This window comes from Pseudomonas oryzihabitans (assembly GCF_024652905.1).
Classification (GTDB): Bacteria; Pseudomonadota; Gammaproteobacteria; order Pseudomonadales; family Pseudomonadaceae; genus Chryseomonas; species Chryseomonas benzopyrenica.
This window is the reverse complement of record NZ_CP102428.1, coordinates 4,570,713-4,588,785: the sequence shown is the minus strand read 5'-3', so window position 1 is coordinate 4,588,785 and position 18,073 is coordinate 4,570,713. Positions and strand designations below refer to the sequence as shown.

The window sequence follows — 18,073 nt, the reverse complement described above, 5'->3', positions numbered from 1 at the left end:
CTCCAATGACAGGAAGCCGCTACCCTGAGGGGCGAACCTTAATGAAGTCTTAGTGGCTCATGCGCGGTAACAGATGACCAGGCGGTCAGCCGGTAGGCGGCCGGCTTGACCCTGAAGTCACTTCAGGCTTCAGGATGGTCACAGAAAGGCTATTGCCCGCTGCCTCCTCAACCCTTCGGAGACCTGTAGATGAGTGGCTCCACCCCGCACCACGATCACGATCACGATCACGATCACGATCACCAGCATGGCCACGATCACGGCCATGGTCACGCCCATGCCCCGCGGGTCACCGCCGCCAACGAGCGCAAGCTCAAGCTGGTCTTCGTCCTGACCTTTGGCTACGCCATCGTCCAGGCCGTGGGCGGCTGGTGGTCCGGCTCCCTGGCGCTGATCGCCGATTCCGGGCACATGGTCTCGGATGCCGCCGCCCTGCTGCTGGCCCTGGTGGCCTACCGCGTGGCGGCCAAGGCGGCCAATGCCCGCTTCACCTATGGCTTCCACCGGGTACGCATCCTCGCCGCCCTGACCAATGGCGTCGCGCTGTTGCTGCTGGTCCTGTGGATCGGCTGGGAAGCCATCATACGGCTGCGCGAGCCCACCGAGGTGCTGTCCGGCCCCATGCTGGTGGTGGCGGTGATCGGTCTGGTGGTCAATATCGTCGGCTTCCTGGTGCTGAACGGCGGGCACAAGGACGACAGCAATCTGCGCGGCGCGCTGCTCCACGTGGCCGGCGACCTGCTGGGTTCGGTGGGCGCCATCGTCGCCGCCCTGGGCATCCTCTGGACCGGCTGGACCTGGCTGGATCCGGCGCTGTCGATCCTGGTCGCCCTGCTCATCGTCAAATCGGCCTGGACCCTGGTGCGCGATGCCGGCGCGGTGCTGTTGCAGGCCGCGCCAAGGGAATTCGACACGGCCGGTGCCACGGCGGCGGTCCGTGCCCTGCCGGAGGTGGCCGAGGTTGGTCATCTGCACGTCTGGACGCTGACCGACGAAACCCGCATCGCCACCCTGCACATCACCCCGGCGCCGGGCAGCGACCCCCTGCGTCTGCCGACCCTGGTGGGCGAGCTGCTGCGCAGTCGCCATGGACTGCAGCACGTGACGGTGCAGGTGGATCCGCCCGGCACCCTCGACGGGCACTGCGCCTAGGCTTGTCTGAACAGTGCCTGCGCCAGCCCAGGCTGCGTTAAAAATCCGCTGGGTCGGAATGCTCATTTACCACTCGTAACTTCGCGCGCGAGGCCGATCCGTTTCATCATGGATGTGATTCGCTGGGCTCACCCTTCGGGCCAGCCATTGGTTGTTACTCCCGTTGGTCGTTGCGCCTCGCCTGATCTTCGCTCGGCGACTGTTCAGACCAGCCCCGGCATGCAACGCCCGGTAACAGTCGCCCTCGCCGGCGCCCGGTGTTCGCGGCGATGATGACGGGCTGGCGGCATGGCAGAGCGAGGAAGACAGGCGTGCGGGTACTGCTGGTGGAAGACGATGCGGCCCTGGCCCAGGGCATCCGCATGGCCCTGCGCGGCGAGGGCTATACCCTGGACTGGGTGGCCGACGGCCTGGCCGCCGAGCACGCCCTGGCGTCCGAGCGCTTCGACCTGGTGCTGCTGGACCTGGGTCTGCCACGGCTGGACGGCCTCGATCTGCTGCGCCGCCTGCGCAGCCGACCCGACGGCCAGGTGCCGGTGCTGGTACTCACCTCCCGCGATGCCAAGGCCGATCGTATCCAGGGCCTGGATGCCGGCGCCGACGACTATCTGGTCAAGCCCTGCGACCTGGACGAACTCAAGGCGCGCCTGCGGGCCCTGATCCGCCGCAGCTGTGGCCGGGCGCAACCGCTGCTGGAGCACGCTGGCATCAGCCTCGATCCGGCCAGCCAGGCAGTGCACTATCGCGGCGCCGAGGTGATGGTGACCCCCATGGAGTATCAACTGCTGCACCAGCTGCTGTTGCGACCGGGCGCAGTCATCACCCGCGAGCGGCTGAGCAATGCGCTCTATGGCTGGCAGGAAGCGGCCTCGGGCAACACCCTGGAAGTGCTCATCCACAACCTGCGCAAGAAGCTCGACAGCGGCTTGATCCGCACCGTGCGCGGGGTGGGCTATCTGCTGGAGCGTCAGCCATGATCGCCATCCGTACCCGCATCCTCGCCCCCACCCTGGCCCTGGTGCTGGCCGGCAGTCTGGCCCTCGCGCTGCTGGCCCTGCGCGACAGCCATCGCGAGATCGAGGGCATCTACGACGCCCAGCTGGTCCAGGGCGCGCGCCTGCTGGAAGGCCTGCTGCAGGCCGGTACGCCGGCGGCGGATCGCTGGCCGGAGCTGATCCGGGTGTTCGACCGGGCCATGCAACCCGTTCCCGGCAGCGTACCAGCGCACCCCTACGAGAATCAGCTGACCTTCCAGATCTGGAGCGCGGACGGCCAGTTGTTGGCCCGGTCCGGCCAGGCGCCGCGGTTGGCCGAGGTGCCGCCCGAGGGGCTGCACGAGGTGTTCGACAACGGTCGCGAATGGTGCGGAATGCTGGTGCGTACCGCCAATGGCGGCCTGCGCATCTGGGTCGGCGAGCGCGAAGACCTGCGCCAGGACCTGATCCAGCGCATCGTCAGCCATACCCTCTGGCCGACCCTGGTGGGCCTGCCGCTGCTGGTCGGGGTGCTCTGGTTGCTGCTGGGCTGGGGCCTGCGCCCGCTGCAGCACTTCGCCCGCAAGCTGCGCGAGCGCGACCCCCACAGCCTGGCGCCGCTGCCGGCCGGACCGTTGCCGCCGGAGTTGCAGCCCATGCGTGGCGCCCTGGATCACCAGCTCGCCCAGTTGCGCGCCCTGCTCGAGCGCGAGCGCCGCTTCATCGCCGACGCCGCCCATGAATTGCGTACCCCCCTGGCGATCCTCGATCTGCATGCGCAGAACGCCCAGCACGCCGAGACGGCGGAAGAACGCGAGGAAGCCCTGGGCTATCTGCGCCAGGGCGTCGGTCGAGCCACCCGTCTGGCCAGCCAGTTGCTGACCCTGGCGCGGCTGGAACCCGGCGCCGCCCAGGTCCAGGCGCTGGACCTGGAACCCCTGGTGCGCGAAGAGCTGGCGGAATTGACGCCCCTGGCACTCAAGCATCAGGTGGAACTGGTGCTGGCGGCCCAGGCCGGACCACCGGTGCTGGGCGATCCGGATGCCATCGCCATCGCCCTGCAGAATCTGGTCACCAACGCCCTGGCCTTCGCCCCTGCCGGCAGTGCGGTGGAGGTCGGCATCGAGGCCAGCCAGGACAACGGCGTGTTGCTGCGGGTGGAGGATCGCGGCCCCGGGGTGGACGAGGCCGAGCTCACGCGGCTGTGCGATCGCTTCTACAGTGCCGGCAATCCCCAGGGCGCCGGGCTTGGGCTGGCCATCGTCGAGACCATCGCCCGCCGGCTGGGCGGTGCCCTGAGCTTCAGCAATCGCGCCCGGGGCGGCCTCCGGGTGGAGTTGCGCCTGCCGCGCGCGGGCTAGGTTTACACGGCTAGGCCTGCTGGCAACCGCGCGCCAAGACCGGCCGCGCGGGTCGGGTCAGACGCAGACCGAGGCCCATCAGCAGCACCACGCCCACCGCCATCAGCAGCCAGGCGTTGGCCAGGCTGTCCAGGTAGTCGCGCAGGATGCCGGCGGCCAGCGGCGCCAGGCTAGCGATCAGGTAGCCACCGCCCTGGACGAAGCCGAGCAGGGCCCCGGCTTCGGTGGGATCGCGCACCTGGTCCATCGCCAGGATCAAGGACAGCGGAAACAGCGCGCCGATGCCCAGACCGAGCAGGATGGCGGTGGGCACCGCCAGTTGCAGCGGTGCCAGCGCCAGGCACAGCAGCCCCACCAGCACCACGCCGAGCACGCCCAGCACCAGCGGCCGGCGATTGCGCAGCCGGGCGATGGTCGCCGACAGCAAGAGACCGGCGCTGACCTCGGCCAGGCTCACGCCGCCCAGCAACAGCCCGCTGTCGGCGGCTTGCCAGCCGAGGCCGGTGTAGTACGGCGGCAACCAGGCCAGCACCAGGGTGTAGGCCGCGGTGCCGATGCCGAAGAAGGCCAGCAACAGCCAGGCCTGGCGCTGACGCCAGGGTTGTGCGCGAGGTGCAGCATCCTGCGCCGGCGCATCCGGACGGGCCAGGGCCAGCCAGACGCCGAGCGCCAGCAGCACCGGCAGGGTCCAGAGCGCCAGGCCCTGGGCCCAGCCCCACTGCTCGGCCAGGGGTGCCGCGGTGGCCGCCGCCACGGCCGCGCCGCCCATGATGCCGGTGGTGTAGAGCCCCATCAGGGTGCTGGTGCGCTGCGGATGGCAGCGGCGGATATAGGCCGGGATCAGCGCCTGTACCAGGGCGATGCCGACACCGCCCAGGGCGGCGGTGAGGATCAGCCCCAGGCCGCTCGGCTCTTCCCAGCGCAAGGCATTGGCCAGGGCCAGCAGCAGCAGGCCGAGGGCGATGCCGCGGCGCTCACCGAGCCAGACCTGCAAGCGCGCGCCACCCAGGGCGCAGAACCCCATGGCGGCGATGGGCAGGGTGGTCAGCGCCCCGGCGCCACTGCCTTCCAGGCCGGTCGCAGCCTGAATGCCATCCAGCAGCGGACCGATGGCGGCTAGGATGGGCCGTAGATTGAGGCCGACCAGCAGCACCAAGAGCACGGCGAGGAAAGCATCCTGGCGCGGTGCGGGCGTGGTCGGGGATGATGATGACGCGGAAAGCATGGACAATCTCCAAAGTGACGCGGTATTTCTCTTGACGAGAAGTATCTTAACATCAAGATATATTCCCGAGGTAAGCCGATGGCCGATCGCGCCGAATTCGCCGTGGACCAGTGGCACCGCGAGCGCCCCGACCTGGATCCCCTGCCCATGCGCCTGGTGGGTCGGCTGGGCGAGGTGGCCCAGGTGCTCAGTCGCGATGTCCTGCAGCCCTTCTTCGACGAACACCGGCTGCACTATGGCGAATTCGACGTCCTGGCGACCCTGAGGCGCGCCGGCGAGCCCTATGCCCTGAGTCCGACGGTGCTCTATGAATCGGCCATGATCTCCTCGGGCGGCATGACTAATCGCCTCGATCGCCTGGAGCGTGCCGGCCTGATCGAGCGCCGCAAGAATCCCAAGGACCGCCGCAGCACCCTGGTGGCGCTCACCCCTGCGGGCTTCGCCCTGATCGACGGGCTGATGGCCGCCCACGTCGACAACGAACGCCGCGCCTTGGCCACCCTCAGCGAGGCCGAGCAGCAGCAGCTGGATGCCCTGCTGGGCAAGTGGCTGGCCGGTCGCGCACTCTGCTGATGACCAGGCTCATCGACTTCAGCTCATGCAACGGCCTGCACGCCGTGGCCCAGGACTACGCCCATGGCGAACGGGTGCCGCCCCATAGCCATCGCCAGGCGCAGCTGATCCATGCGCTCTGCGGCGTGGTCATCGTCAACACCGCCCAGGGCCGCTGGGTGGTGCCGCCCGGGCGGGGGGTCTGGGTGCCCGCCGGCGAAGAGCACGACCTGCACCTGCTGGGCCGGGTCGAGGTGCGCACCCTGTTCGTCGATCCCGGGGTGCGCGCCGAGCTGCCGACGCGCTGCCAGCTGATCGCCGTCTCGCCGCTGCTGCGCGAACTCATCCTGGCCGCCCTGCCCCTGCCGGTCGACCGACCGGCCGAGGGTCGCGCCTGGCATATCCTGCAGCTGATGCTCGACGAGTTGCAGGGCTCGCCCACCGCCGGCCTGCACCTGCCCTGGCCGGTGGATGCCACGCTCGCCGACCTCTGTCGCCACCTGCGCCAGTACCCGGGCGAGCGCTGGACGCTGACCCGGGCCGCCACGCGGCTGGCGGTCAGCGAACGCACCCTGAGCCGGCTGTTTCTCAAGGAGACCGGCCTGAGCTTTGGCCAGTGGCTGCAGCGGGCGCGACTGGATTCCAGTCTCACCTCGCTGGCCGCCGGCCATGCCATCGTCGACGTGGCCCTGGATCACGGCTATGCCAGTCCCAGCGCCTTCGCCACCCGCTTCCGCCAGGTGCTGGGCGTGTCGCCCTCGGCCTATCGGGGCCAGACGGGACTGCCCGTCGTCCCTAGCCCGCCACCCGGCCCAGCTCGGCTGGATCGATGAGCCCCAGGGCCGCGCGCTGCGCCGAGCGGGCAGCCAGGGCCAGACGACCGCCATAGGGATGGCGCGGGTGGATCGTCAGCTGGTTGCAGGCTTCCACCACGCTGGCCACCTCTTCCAGGCGGGAGAAGTCGATCCCCGGCGCGATGCCCTGGCTGTAGAGATTCAGCGCCAGGGTCACCAGGTCCACGTTGCCGGTGCGCTCGCCATTGCCGAACAGGCAGCCTTCCACCCGCGTCGCCCCGGCCAGCTGGGCCAGTTCGGCGCAGGCGACCCCGGTGCCCCGGTCATTGTGTGGATGGACGCTGATGGTCACATGGGGCGCCGGCCCCAGGCCGCGGATGAAACCCTCGATCTGATCGGCATAGACGTTGGGGGTGGCCACCTCCACCGTCGCCGGCAGATTGAGGATCAGCGGGCGCTCCGCCGACGGTTGCCAGGCCTCGCGGACCGCCTGGCAGATCTCCAGGGCGAAGTCCGCCTCGGTGAAACAGAAGGTCTCCGGTGAATACTGGTAGGTCCAGGCCGTTTCCGGCTGGGCATCGCACCGGGCGCGCACGCGTTGGGTCCCGGCGACCGCCATGGCCAGGGTGGCGGCGCGATCCTGGTCGAACACCACCCGGCGGAACAGCGGCGCGGTGGCGTTGTAGAGATGCACGATGGCCCGGGGTACGCCCACCAGGGCCGCGAAGGTGCGGTCGATCAGCTCGTGGCGCGCTGGCGTCATCACCTGCAGCCAGAGATCGTCCGGCAGCCCGTCCGCCGTGACCAGTTCGCGCACGAAGGCGAAATCGGTTTGGGACGCAGCCGGAAAGGCCACCTCGATTTCCCGGTAACCCACTGCCAGCAGCAAGGCGAAGAAGCGCCGCTTGCGTTCCAGTCCCATGGGCTCGATCAGCGCCTGGTTACCGTCGCGCAGATCGGTGGAGCACCAGCGCGGCGCCTCGGTCAGTTGACGGCCCGGCCATTGGCGATCGGGCAGGTGGGGCGCGGCGAAGGCTTGGTACTTGGTCTGGGGTTGCTTGAGCATGGGAGACTCCAGGGCTAGGCCCCAGAGTCTGACCGGCCACCCTGGCCGCTGCGCTCGCGAGCAGGACAGCGCCCTGCGCGATCCGGACAGCCACCGGCATGAAAAAAGCCGCCGGGGATGACCCGGCGGCTGTGTGTGCCTCGGACGCTAACGATCAGTCTACCGAGATGCGCTCCAGCGGCACCGGCTTGAGGCGCGGCGTGAGCACATGGATGACCACGATGGCCACCAGGTAGGCGCTGCCGGCCACGATGAAGATCGGCTGGTAGGACTTGAAGATCTCCAGGATGTAGCCGTTGTAGGTGGTCATCAGCATGCCGCCGATGGCGCCGGCGGTACCGCCGATGCCGATCACCGAGGCCACGGCTTCCTTGGGGAAGAGATCCGACGGCAGGGTCATCAGGTTGGCCGACCAGGCCTGGTGGGCCGCGGCGGCGAGGCCGATGATGCCCACCACCAGCCACAGGCTGGAGACGAATTGGGCAGTGACGATGGGGATGACCGCCAGGGCGCAGAGCAGCATGGTGGTCTTGCGCGCCAGGTTGGCGCTGCGACCGAGCTTCATCTGCTTGGAGGAGCCCCAGCCGCCCATCACCGAGCCGATATCGGCGAGGATGTAGATGGCGATCAGCGGCGGACCGAAGGATTTCAGATTCAGGCCATAGGTCTTGCCGAGGAAGTCCGGCAGCCAGAACAGGTACAGCCACCAGATCGGATCGGTGAGGAACTTGCCAGCGGCATAGGCCCAGGTCTCACGGAAGGTCAGCAGCTTGAACCAGGAGATCTTGGTCTCGACGGCCGGCTTGGCCGATACCGGGGAGCCGTCGTCGGCCTGGATGTAGGCCAGCTCTTCGCGACTCACCTTGGGGTGCTCATGGGGACGGCGATAGATCAGCAGCCAGGCGATCAGCCACAGGGCGGTGACCAGGCCGATGGAGATGAAGGCCGCACGCCAGCCCCAGGCCAGGGTGATGGCCGGCACCAGCAAAGGTGTGATGATAGGTCCCATGGCGGTGCCGGCATTGAACAACCCGGTGGCCTGGGCGCGTTCCTTTTGCGGAAACCATTCCGAGACCGCCTTGAGGCTGGCCGGAAAGCTGCCGGACTCGCCGAAGCCGAGGGTGAAGCGCACCAGCACGAAGTGGGTGACGGTGTGGGCGATGCCGTGGCCGATGCTGGCGATGGTCCAGATGGTGAAGGCCAGGGCGTAGCCGATGCGCACCCCGACCTTGTCGATGATGCGGCCAAAGGTCAGGAAGCCGATGGCATAGGCACACTGGAACCAGAACACGATCTTGGCGTAGTCGGTCTCCGTCCAGCCCAGGTCCGCCTGCAGCGTGGGCTTGAGGATGCCGATCATCTGGCGGTCGATATAGTTGATGCCGATGGCGACGAACAGCAGGGCGCAGATCAGCCAGCGATAGCGGGTGAAACGAGAGGTTTGTGAGGTAGCGGCGACGGGCGTGTCCTGCGGCCGCAGGGCGGACTCCGTCTCGGGAGTGACCTGGATAGTCATTGAATGGGCTTCCTGACTTGTTGTTATTGACCGGGGTGAACCGGGGTCGTTGGAAAGCTGTTACCAGATATTCATATGACATCGTATGAGTGACTTTCAAAGGTGTCAATCCACCCAAAGCAGAGTGGTCAACCCTCTCGTCTGGGGGTAAACACCCTGCCCGACTCTGTCCTCCCTGTGCCTCGAATGGGCGCGGGCAAGCGAGAAATATGAGGGCGAAGGATCTGTGACGCGCCTGGCACTTTCGCGCCCGCGGACGTCTAATGCCCCATCTTTGAAGCGAAGCCGTCGCCTCATCTTTTCTGCCGAGCCTGCCGTGTCCTTCGCCGATACCCCCTCCCTGCTGGCGCGCCTCGCCGAGCTGGAGCAGAGCAATCGTCACCTGCGTCAGCAACTGGACACGTGCGCGGCGCCCCGGGAAGGCGCCGTCACCTTGGCCAGCGAGCGCTACCAGTTCCTGTTCAATGCCATGGACGAGGGCTTCTGCGTCATCGAATTCATCGACGGCCCCCATGGACCGCTGAGCGACTATGTCCATGTCGAGGCCAACCCGGCCTATACCGCCCATGCCGGCATCCCCGACGTGGTCGGCCAGAAGCTGCGCGACATGGTCGGCGACGAGGCCCAGGCCTGGCTCGATCGCTACGGCCATGTGCTGCGGACCGGCGAAGCCATCCGCTTCGAGCAGGAGCTGGTGGCCACCGGCCGCTATCTGGACGTCACCGCCTTTCGCATCGAGCCGGCCAGTCGCCGGCAGGTCGCGGTGCTGTTCCAGGACATCACCCCGCGCAAGCGGGCCGAAGCGGCCCTGCGGCAACTCAACGAGACCCTCGAAGAACGGGTACAGGCCGCCCTGGCGGCCAATCGCATCCTGGCCAACGTGGTGGACGGCGCCGCCGCCCTGATCCAGGTGCTGGATTTCGATTTCCGCTGGCTGGCGATCAACGGCTCCGGCGCCGATGTCTTCGAGCAGGAAATCGGGGTCCGGCCGCGCATCGGCGATTCCTTCAGCGAAAGCCTCAGGCAGCGGCCCGAATTGCGCGACGGCATCCTCGCCCACTGGCGCCGCGCCTTCGCCGGCGAGACCTTCAGCGAGATCATCTCGCTGGGCGAAGGGCCGGGCCGGCGCCATTACGAACTGCAATTCAGCCCGCTGCACGATGCCGAAGGACGCTCCATCGGTGCCTATCAATTCGCCTACGACGTGACCGAGCGCCTTGAAGAACAACAGCGCATCCAGGTCATGGAAGAGGCCCTGCGCCAGTCGCAGAAGATGGAGGCCGTCGGCCAGCTCACCGGCGGCATCGCCCATGACTTCAACAACCTGCTGACCGGCATCCTCGGCTCGTTGGAGATGCTCGACCTGCGTCTGCGCCAGGGCCGGTTGCAGGACCTTGATCGCTACATCGGCACCGCCCGCAGCGCCGCCCAGCGCGCCGCCGCCCTGACTCACCGGCTGCTGGCCTTTTCCCGGCGCCAGACTCTGGATCCGCAACCGGTGGCGCTGGAACGACTGGTGATCGGTCTGGAAGACCTCATCCAGCGCAGCATCGGCCCGCAGATCGCCCTGGAGCGCGAAGCCGATCCCCAGCTGTGGCTGACCCACATCGACGCCTCCCAGTTGGAAAACGCCCTGCTCAACCTCTGCCTCAATGCCCGCGACGCCATGCCGGACGGCGGTCGCATCCGCATCGTCCTGGGCAATGAGTGTCTCGACGAAGCCCAGGCCGAGCACCAGGCGCTGCCCCCGGGCGACTTCGTGCGCCTGAGCGTGGGCGATACCGGCAGCGGCATGAGCGACGAGGTCCTCGCCCGGGTGTTCGATCCCTTCTTTACCACCAAGCCCCTCGGCCAGGGCACCGGACTGGGGCTCTCCATGGTGCATGGTTTCGTGCTGCAATCGGGGGGCGAGATCCGCATCGACTCCGCCCCCGGCGCGGGCACCTGGGTACACCTCTATCTGCCGCGCCATGGCCTGGCGCCGGTGATCAGCCCCCCGGTCCATCCCGAGCCCGAACCCAACCTGCCCGGCCAGGGCGAGACCATCCTGGTGGTCGACGACGAACCGACCATCCGTACCCTGCTGGTGGACGCCATGACCGCCCAGGGCTACCGGGTGCTGGAAGCGGCCGATGCCGTCACCGCCTTGGCGCTGCTCCCGCCCGACCACCATCTGGATCTGCTGGTCACCGACGTCGGCCTGCCTGGCGCGCTCAACGGTCGCCAGCTGGCCGATGCCTTGCGCGGCCTGCAGCCGCAGCTGCCAGTGCTGTTCATCACCGGCTATGCCGAGGCCAATGTCATAGGTGCCGGGGATCTCGAGGCGGGCATGCGGGTGCTGACCAAGCCCTTCACCCTGGATACGCTGGAGCGACGCATCCAGTTACTGCTCGACGAACGCTGAACCCAGCCTGAGCGATTACGAATAATGGCTTTTTGCTACTATTCGCCATCACTTCTTTCAGTGCCCTCTGTTGTCGAGAAGCCTATAGACAAGCGCTCTCTGGTTCACCTGCTGCTGATCTTTACCCTGATCGCCTGCATGGCCCTGCTGGCCTCGTTGATTCGCTAATCACGTTAAGCCAGCCATAAGCCGGACGATGGCAAGCTATACCTCGTGCCGAAAGGCATCGTAGAAGCTGACATCTGCGCTTTCAGCCCGGGAGGATCCCGGGCTTTTTTTCGCGCCGACAAAATGCGCAACAGTCCACGGGTCCGCGCTTTGCCACTGCAGCGACATTCGCCGGCCCTGGCATCATGAGGCTCTCGTCCAGGAGGGACAGCCATGATCACCAGGATGCCGTCAGCCACCGCCTCGTCGCTCGCCTTCGATGTCTGCCCCCTCGGCGCGGAGGCCCCGTCCCTGTCCATCGAGATGCTCCGGCAGGGCTTTCTGGCCCTGGATCATCATGGACAGCTCGACCTGAGCCGCACGATCAAGCGCCAGTTGCGCGAGCGCCTGGTCGAGCAGCTGGATGCCCAGCTGCCCAGTGTCGTAATCGACTCCCTGGACCGCTCTACCCCTCAGCCTCAGGCCGTGCCCCAGCGCCGCCTCCGCGGCGGCTGACCGCCCCGCTCAGTCCCGATAATCCGGCTCCAACCGCATGAGCTGACGCTTCACGCTGTCCAGGTGCAGGCGCGCGCTGTCGGCATTGCCCTGCAGCATCTGCTGGCAGGCGGCGTGGGCGATGGCTGGCGCCACCGGTTTGAGTGGTCGGCCGCTGGCCATGGCCTTGAGTTGCACCTCGGCGGCGCGCTCCAGGTAGTAGAGATCGTCCCAAGCCTCGGCGATGCTCGGCCCCAGCACCAGGGGTCCGTGATTCTTCAGCATGACCACCGCCGCGTCACCCGCCGCCCGGGCGATGCGCTCGCCCTCGGCCGCGTCCAGCGCCAGGCCGTTGTAGTCCTCGTCCACGCTCAGGCGGTCATAGAACTTCAGCGCGGTCTGCCCGGCCCAGACGAAGGGGTCGCCTTCCAGCAGGCAGAGCGCCGTGGCGTGGGGCATATGGGTGTGGAAGGCCGCCCGTGCGCCCGGATTGAGCCGATGCAGCTGGGCGTGGATATGGAAGGCGGTGGCTTCGGGCGCGCCTTCGCCCATGACCACGCCGCCGTCGAAGTCGCAGATCAGCAGCGAGGAGGCGGTCACCTCGGCGAAGGCCAGCCCATAGGGATTGACCAAGAAGAGCTCGTCGTGGCCCGGCACCACGAAGGAAAAGTGATTGCAGATGCCTTCGCCCAGCCCCAGGCGGGCGGCCATGCGAAAGCAGGCGGCAAGATCGATGCGCGCCTGGCGGATGGCTGGGGTATTCAGATCAAGCTGATGGGCAGTGGCGTCGGTACTCTCGAAGGCGTGGGCCATGGGTTGCTCCTTGGGAAGAGGCCGGAACGCTGCACAAAGGATGCCGCTCCCTGCCATGGGGCTATCATCATGAAGATTCAGCAGTCTCTTGTTATATATCTGCTGTCTTCGCTTCCGTAGAGAGCCCTGGCCCACCTGCTGCCCCTGGAGATCCCAGCCAAGGGGCAACTGGTCGGGTGCTCGGCGAGAGTCTGGAGGACAACAAGCGGGTCAAGGCCAGCCACCAGGTGCGGCGTGCTGCGCCGGCGGCGAGCGGCCTGGTCGCCGGACTCAAGACCCAGAATGTCGGCAGCACCCGCTACTTCGATGCCGCCGGCTTCAAGGGACGCTCGGTCGGGCTCTGATCCGCGGTTAGAGGGTAAGGGTGCCGCGGATGCAATCCTGCACCGCGCCGCCCACCCAGATGCGGTCGGCGATGCGGGCCACCCGCACCCGACCACGGCGACCCATGGCCGTGCCCTGGCTGGCCAGGTAGCGCTCCGGGGCCAGGCCCGCCGGGATCAGCCACTGCGCCAGACTGGCGTTGAGGCTGCCGGTGACCGGATCTTCGGCGAACTCCTCGCCCATCAGGGCACGTACCTCGAACTGCGCCTCGGCAGCGCTGCCCGTCCAGGGTGCGATCAGGCCGACATTGAGGCCTTCCAGCGCCGCGTAGTCCGGGCGGATCGCCAGCAGCTCCTCGCGACTTTCCAAGAGCACGGCGACCCAGCCGGGGCCATTGTCGGCCCATTGGCTGGCCTGGAAGCGCTCGGGCGAAAGGCCGGTGCCACGGGCGATGCACGCCAGCACCTCGGGCGCCACCGACCCGCTCCGCAGCAGTGGCGGCGCGGCGAAGGCCAGCTCGTCCCCGGCGGCGCGGATGGGCACCAGGCCGGCGCCGCACTCCTGGATCACCTCGATGCCCTTGGGTCGTCCGCCTTCGCGCAGCCAGACATGGCAACTGCCCAGGGTCGGATGGCCGGCGAAGGGCAGTTCGCGGACCGGGGTGAAGATGCGCACCCGGTAGTCCGCGGCTGGATCGGTGGGTTCGAGGAGAAAGGTGGTCTCCGACAGATTGGTCCAGCGCGCCAGGGCGGCCATCTGTTCGGTGGAAAGCTGATCGGCACCGCAGACCACTGCCAGGGCATTGCCCTCCAGGAGGCGTTGGGCGAAGACATCAACCTGATGAAAGACGAGGGACATGGCGGCGGGCTCCGGGGACAAAGAGCCGATTGTCACCGGTGGAGCCCAGGCCGGACCAGCCACAGCCAAGCCGCGAAAAGGTCCGTACAGATGGGTGTCGGAAGAGAAGCTGCCCGGCAGCTACTTGGCGGCGGTGAGGACGCGGAGTCGGACAGCGATCTATCGTTGGAACCTGGCCTTTCCGATCACCGAAAGGGGTACTGCCGCCTCGTTCAGGTCGCGCATTGTGTCGCGAAAAAATCCTTGCCTGTGAACCTGGCGGGGTCTAAACAATACGACCGACGGCCTGACCCATGACCATTGGCGGTCAGGCGATCCATAACAAAAGCCAGCCAAGAGGTCTCCCGCATGAGTCATGCAGGCAAACGCGTTCTGGTCACCGCCGCCGGCCAGGGGATCGGTCGGGCCACCGCCCTCGCCTTCCATCGCGCCGGTGCCGAGGTCATCGCCACTGACATCAATGCCGCCGCCCTGGACAGCCTGGATGGCCTGCAGACCCGGGTGCTCGACGTCACCGATGCCGCGGCCGTGTCGGCTCTGGTCGCCGAGCTGGGCAGCTTCGACGTCTTGTTCAACTGCGCCGGCTACGTCCATGCCGGCAGCATCCTCGATTGCGACGAAGAGGCTTGGCGCTTCTCCTTCGAACTCAACGCCACCGCCATGTACCGGATGATCCGCGCCGTGCTACCCGGCATGCTGGCCCAGGGCGGCGGCTGCATCATCAACATGGCTTCGATCGCCTCCAGCCTGAAGGGCGTGGCCAATCGTTGCGCCTATGGCGCCAGCAAGGCGGCAGTGATCGGCCTGACCAAGTCGGTGGCCGCCGACTATGTCGGCCAGGGCATCCGCTGCAACGCCATCTGCCCCGGCACCGTGGATTCCCCCTCGCTGCACCAGCGCATCGCCGACCAGGCCGCCCGTGAAGGCCGCAGCGAAGCCGAGGTGCAGGCCGCCTTCGCCGCCCGCCAGCCGATGGGTCGCGTGGGCCGCCCGGAAGAGATCGCCGCCCTCGCCCTGTATCTTGCGTCCGACGCCGCCGCCTTCGTCACCGGGACCGCCCAGGTGATCGATGGTGGCTGGAGCGTCTGACGCCGCTTTTCGTCTGTACCCTTTCGCCCCTCATAGGAGCTCCGATGAAACTCTTGCGCTACGGCCCCCAGGGCCAGGAAAAACCCGGTCTGCTGGATGCCCAGGGCCGGCTTCGCGATCTCTCCGGCCAGGTGGCCGATCTCGCTGGCGAGGCGCTCGGCGCCGAGTCCCTGGCCCGGCTGCGTCAGCTGGACCCGAACAGTCTGCCGCTGGTGGACGGCTCACCGCGCCTGGGTCCTTGCGTGGGTCGGGTCGGCAAGTTCATCTGCATCGGCCTCAACTACGCCGATCACGCCGCCGAATCCGGGCTGGACGTGCCCAAGGAGCCGGTGGTGTTCAACAAGTGGACCAGCGCCATCTGCGGCCCCAACGACGCCGTGCAGATCCCCCGCGACTCGACCAAGACCGACTGGGAAGTGGAGCTGGGCGTGGTGATCGGCAAGGCCGGACGCTACATCGACGAGGCCAATGCCCTGGATCACGTGGCCGGCTATTGCGTGGTCAACGACGTCTCCGAGCGCGAGTGGCAGATCGAGCGCGGTGGTACCTGGGACAAGGGCAAGGGCTTCGACACCTTTGGCCCGCTCGGCCCCTGGCTGGTCACCGCCGACGAAGTGGCCGACCCGCAGAACCTCGACCTCTGGCTGGAGGTGGACGGCCACCGCTACCAGAACGGCAACACCCGCACCATGATCTTCACGGTGGCCCAGATCATTGCCTACCTCAGCCGCTGCATGAGCCTGCAGCCGGGTGACGTCATCTCCACCGGTACCCCGCCGGGCGTGGGCATGGGCGTCAAGCCGCAGTCGGTGTACCTCAAGCCCGGCCAGGAAATGCGCCTGGGCATCCAGGGCCTGGGCGAGCAGCACCAGCGCACCGTCGCCGCCGACTGAAAGCTCCCTTCATCCGCGTTGACATCGCCGTGCCCGTTTTGAACGGGCACGGGGGGTGAGGAAATGGTCATGCCGATGAAGAGCACGCGTGGAGTAATCAGAGAACCTCACTACGTGGAAAACGCTGCGTAGTTTTCCACCCTACGCCAGACTAAACGCAGGTTGGCGCTGAGCGCAGCGAAGCCCAGCGGAGGGCGGCTGCCCTCACCCTAACCCTCTCCCAGAGGGAGAGGGGGGCGGCTCCGTGGATAGCCTTTAGGTTTGGCGTTAGCCGAGCGCAGCAATGCGTGGAAAACGCCCTACGGTTTTCCACCCTACGCCAGACTAAACGTAGGTTGGCGCTGAGCGCAGCGAAGCCCAACAAAGGGTGAGCACCCTCACCCCAGCCCTCTCCCAGAGGGAGAGAGGGCAGCTCCGTGGATAGCCTTTAGGTTTGGCGTTAGCCGAGCGCAGCGACGCGTGGAAAACGCCATGCGGTTTTCCACCCTACGCCAGACTCGACGTAGGTTGGCGCTGAGCGCAGCGAAGCCCAACAAGGGGCCGGCATCGTGGCACCCCGTAGGGTGGACAACGGGGCAGCCTTGTCCACGCGCCAAACACCGAATCAGCTATCGCTTGGGACTCAAGGGACTGTCGTCCTGGTCCTCGCGCTCTTCGGTGGTGGTGGTGTTCGCCGAATCCGGCACGTCGCCGTATTCGTCGTAGTCGTGGGGGGTCTGCTTGTCGTCCGCGGGTTCGGGATTCATGAGGTACTCCGATAAAAGAAGTGCCTTCGGTGGAGTCTCCCGGCCCCTGCGGCGTTCCCGCTAGACCAGCGCCACCAGACGTTCGGCGACCCGGTCGAAGGGTTCGATGCTGCGCTGGGCGCGACACAGCGGAATCACCCCCTGCACCGCCGCCACCAGCAGCGTGGCCAGCCCCGTCGCTGCCTCGGTCGAATGCCCATGCTCGACCAACGCCACCTGCAAGCGCGCCTCCCAACGGCGATAGATGCCCGCTGCCGCGTCCAGCTCGCGCTGGGCGATCTCGTCCACCGGCTCTTCCACCGCCACCGCCATCACCGGGCAGCCGACGCGAAAGTCCGAGTCCAGCAGGATGTCGCGCCACAGCTGCAAAAAGCCCTGGATCCCCGCCAGCGCCCCGGCCTGCAGCTGCCGCTCTAGATCGCGACTGACCTGGGCACCGGCCAGCTCCACCGCCTCCACCACCAGCTGATGCTTGCCGCCGGGAAAGTGATGATAGGTGGACCCCAGCGGCGCCTCGGCGCGCTTGATGGTCTCGCGGATGCTGGTGGCATTGAGGCCGTGCTGCGCCAGCATGGCCGACGCGGCCACCACTACCCGTTCCCGCACCGTCGACTGCTCGGTCATTCATTCTCCTTGCTATGACAGTCGTCATAATCTACCGTCCAGGCATTATAACAACTGTCATAGGGACCACCCCATGCCTAGCGACGCCCTCGTCGAGGACCTGATCACCGCGGACGGTTATCGCCTCAGCACCAGTCGCTATCCCGCCCAGGCGCCGCTGCAGGGACGGCTAATCGTCGCCGGCGCCACCGCCGTGCCCCAGGGCTTCTACCGGCGCTTCGCCCAGCACGCCGCGGCCCGCGGCTTCGAGACCCTGACCCTGGACTATCGCGGCGTCGGTCGCTCCGCACCCGCCTCGCTCAAGGGCTTTCGCATGGACCTGCTGGACTGGGCGCGCCAGGACCTCGCCGCCGCCGTGGACGCCATGGCCCAGGGCGACGTCCCCCTCTACCTGGTCGGCCACTCCTATGGCGGCCATGCCTTCGGCCTGCTGCCCAATCACGCCAAGGTCGCCGGCTTCTATGTCTTCGGCACCAGCGCTGGCTGGCACGGCTACATGCCGCCGCTCGAACGCCTCAAGGTGCTGGCCATGTGGAAGCTGGTGCTGCCGGTGCTGACCTGGTGGAAAGGCTACTGCCCCTGGAGCGCCCTGGGCCTGGGCGAAGACCTGCCACGCGACGTCTATCGCCAGTGGCGCCACTGGTGCAGCTATCCCCACTACTTCTTCGACGACCCGGCCATGCGGGGCATCGAAGCGGGCTATGCCGAGGTGCGCACGCCCATCGTCGCGGTCAACGCCCTGGACGACCTCTGGGCCACGCCGCGCTCGCGTGATGCCTTCATGCAGGCCTATCGCAACGTCGACCTGCAGCGCGAAGACCTCGACCCCCGCCAGCACGGCGGCGCCATTGGCCACATGGGTTACTTCCGCGCCAGCGCCCAGCCCCTGTGGGACCGCGCCCTGGACTGGTTCGCCGCCCTGCCCCGCTCACCGGGGCTGAGCTGAGTCCCAAACAGGCCGCCCCAGCGGCGCGCCTGTCGCTTTTTCAAAAGCTACCCGTCGTTTCCGGACAGCCACTCCGCTGCCCCAGGTCCCATTG

Annotated in this window: 18 protein-coding genes; 11 read left to right on the top strand and 7 right to left on the bottom strand. The window is 67.5% G+C overall.

Annotation, left to right across the window (positions count from 1 at the left end):
• The first annotated feature begins 189 nt into the window (after positions 1-189).
• From NRG74_RS21245 to NRG74_RS21235, 3 genes are all read left to right on the top strand, one after another.
• Complete coding sequence (locus NRG74_RS21245) at positions 190-1,152, top strand: cation diffusion facilitator family transporter (protein ID WP_257705251.1); 963 nt, start codon at positions 190-192, stop codon at positions 1,150-1,152.
• Between the two features lie 311 nt (positions 1,153-1,463).
• Positions 1,464-2,129 (top strand): response regulator, encoded by a 666-nt coding sequence (locus NRG74_RS21240; RefSeq protein WP_064308114.1) that lies wholly within the window; start codon positions 1,464-1,466, stop codon positions 2,127-2,129.
• Positions 2,126-3,487 carry an ATP-binding protein gene (locus tag NRG74_RS21235; protein ID WP_068383600.1) on the top strand — a complete coding sequence of 454 codons (1,362 nt, stop codon included), beginning with the start codon at positions 2,126-2,128 and terminating at the stop codon, positions 3,485-3,487. Before NRG74_RS21240 ends, NRG74_RS21235 begins: the two co-directional genes overlap by 4 nt.
• Before the next feature lie 10 nt (positions 3,488-3,497).
• On the opposite strand, the gene NRG74_RS21230 is transcribed toward NRG74_RS21235, so the two are convergent.
• Positions 3,498-4,712 (bottom strand): MFS transporter, encoded by a 1,215-nt coding sequence (locus NRG74_RS21230; RefSeq protein WP_257705250.1) that lies wholly within the window; start codon positions 4,710-4,712, stop codon positions 3,498-3,500.
• A gap of 78 nt (positions 4,713-4,790) precedes the next feature.
• Between NRG74_RS21230 and NRG74_RS21225 the strand changes: the two genes are divergently transcribed.
• Both NRG74_RS21225 and NRG74_RS21220 read left to right on the top strand, forming a co-directional pair.
• Positions 4,791-5,285 (top strand): MarR family winged helix-turn-helix transcriptional regulator, encoded by a 495-nt coding sequence (locus NRG74_RS21225; RefSeq protein WP_257705249.1) that lies wholly within the window; start codon positions 4,791-4,793, stop codon positions 5,283-5,285.
• Positions 5,285-6,097 (top strand): AraC family transcriptional regulator, encoded by an 813-nt coding sequence (locus NRG74_RS21220; RefSeq protein WP_257705248.1) that lies wholly within the window; start codon positions 5,285-5,287, stop codon positions 6,095-6,097. The genes NRG74_RS21225 and NRG74_RS21220 overlap by 1 nt, the downstream gene beginning before the upstream one ends.
• On the opposite strand, the gene NRG74_RS21215 is transcribed toward NRG74_RS21220, so the two are convergent.
• Positions 6,060-7,124 (bottom strand): 2-isopropylmalate synthase, encoded by a 1,065-nt coding sequence (locus NRG74_RS21215; protein WP_307773988.1) that lies wholly within the window; start codon positions 7,122-7,124, stop codon positions 6,060-6,062. The genes NRG74_RS21220 and NRG74_RS21215 overlap by 38 nt on opposite strands.
• A 154-nt stretch (positions 7,125-7,278) precedes the next feature.
• Positions 7,279-8,640 carry an MFS transporter gene (locus NRG74_RS21210; protein ID WP_017638693.1) on the bottom strand — a complete coding sequence of 454 codons (1,362 nt, stop codon included), beginning with the start codon at positions 8,638-8,640 and terminating at the stop codon, positions 7,279-7,281.
• A 316-nt stretch (positions 8,641-8,956) separates the two neighbouring features.
• Here NRG74_RS21210 and NRG74_RS21205 point away from each other — a divergent pair, with 316 nt between their 5' ends.
• Positions 8,957-11,044 (top strand): PAS domain-containing protein, encoded by a 2,088-nt coding sequence (locus NRG74_RS21205; protein ID WP_257705247.1) that lies wholly within the window; start codon positions 8,957-8,959, stop codon positions 11,042-11,044.
• Between the two features lie 381 nt (positions 11,045-11,425).
• The gene (locus tag NRG74_RS21200; protein WP_017638691.1) at positions 11,426-11,707 is read left to right on the top strand and encodes a hypothetical protein; all 282 of its coding nucleotides are present in this window, start codon (positions 11,426-11,428) and stop codon (positions 11,705-11,707) included.
• Positions 11,708-11,716: 9 nt separating this feature from the next.
• On the opposite strand, the gene NRG74_RS21195 is transcribed toward NRG74_RS21200, so the two are convergent.
• Positions 11,717-12,499, bottom strand: coding sequence for an aldolase (locus tag NRG74_RS21195; RefSeq protein WP_231355931.1), 783 nt, complete (start codon positions 12,497-12,499; stop codon positions 11,717-11,719).
• A gap of 176 nt (positions 12,500-12,675) precedes the next feature.
• Here NRG74_RS21195 and NRG74_RS21190 point away from each other — a divergent pair, with 176 nt between their 5' ends.
• Positions 12,676-12,843, top strand: a complete 168-nt coding sequence (locus NRG74_RS21190) for a hypothetical protein (protein WP_257705246.1) — start codon at positions 12,676-12,678, stop codon at positions 12,841-12,843.
• Positions 12,844-12,850: 7 nt separating this feature from the next.
• Here NRG74_RS21190 and NRG74_RS21185 read toward each other — a convergent pair whose 3' ends face one another.
• Positions 12,851-13,681, bottom strand: a complete 831-nt coding sequence (locus tag NRG74_RS21185) for a PhzF family phenazine biosynthesis protein (protein ID WP_257705245.1) — start codon at positions 13,679-13,681, stop codon at positions 12,851-12,853.
• A gap of 348 nt (positions 13,682-14,029) precedes the next feature.
• On the opposite strand from NRG74_RS21185, the gene NRG74_RS21180 reads away from it, so the two are divergent.
• Complete coding sequence (locus NRG74_RS21180; RefSeq protein WP_017638687.1) at positions 14,030-14,770, top strand: SDR family oxidoreductase; 741 nt, start codon at positions 14,030-14,032, stop codon at positions 14,768-14,770.
• 44 nt (positions 14,771-14,814) lie between these two features.
• A complete protein-coding gene (locus NRG74_RS21175) occupies positions 14,815-15,663 on the top strand; it encodes an ureidoglycolate lyase (RefSeq protein WP_017638686.1) in 849 nt (282 codons plus the stop codon).
• A 608-nt stretch (positions 15,664-16,271) separates the two neighbouring features.
• Here NRG74_RS21175 and NRG74_RS21170 read toward each other — a convergent pair.
• Both NRG74_RS21170 and NRG74_RS21165 read right to left on the bottom strand, forming a co-directional pair.
• Positions 16,272-16,409: a hypothetical protein gene (locus NRG74_RS21170; RefSeq protein WP_167348568.1), complete on the bottom strand. Its 138-nt coding sequence runs from the start codon at positions 16,407-16,409 to the stop codon at positions 16,272-16,274.
• Between the two features lie 60 nt (positions 16,410-16,469).
• Positions 16,470-17,033, bottom strand: coding sequence for a TetR/AcrR family transcriptional regulator (locus NRG74_RS21165; protein ID WP_059316177.1), 564 nt, complete (start codon positions 17,031-17,033; stop codon positions 16,470-16,472).
• Between the two features lie 73 nt (positions 17,034-17,106).
• On the opposite strand from NRG74_RS21165, the gene NRG74_RS21160 reads away from it, so the two are divergent.
• Positions 17,107-17,979, top strand: a complete 873-nt coding sequence (locus NRG74_RS21160; protein ID WP_257705244.1) for an alpha/beta hydrolase family protein — start codon at positions 17,107-17,109, stop codon at positions 17,977-17,979.
• Positions 17,980-18,073 lie beyond the last annotated feature (94 nt).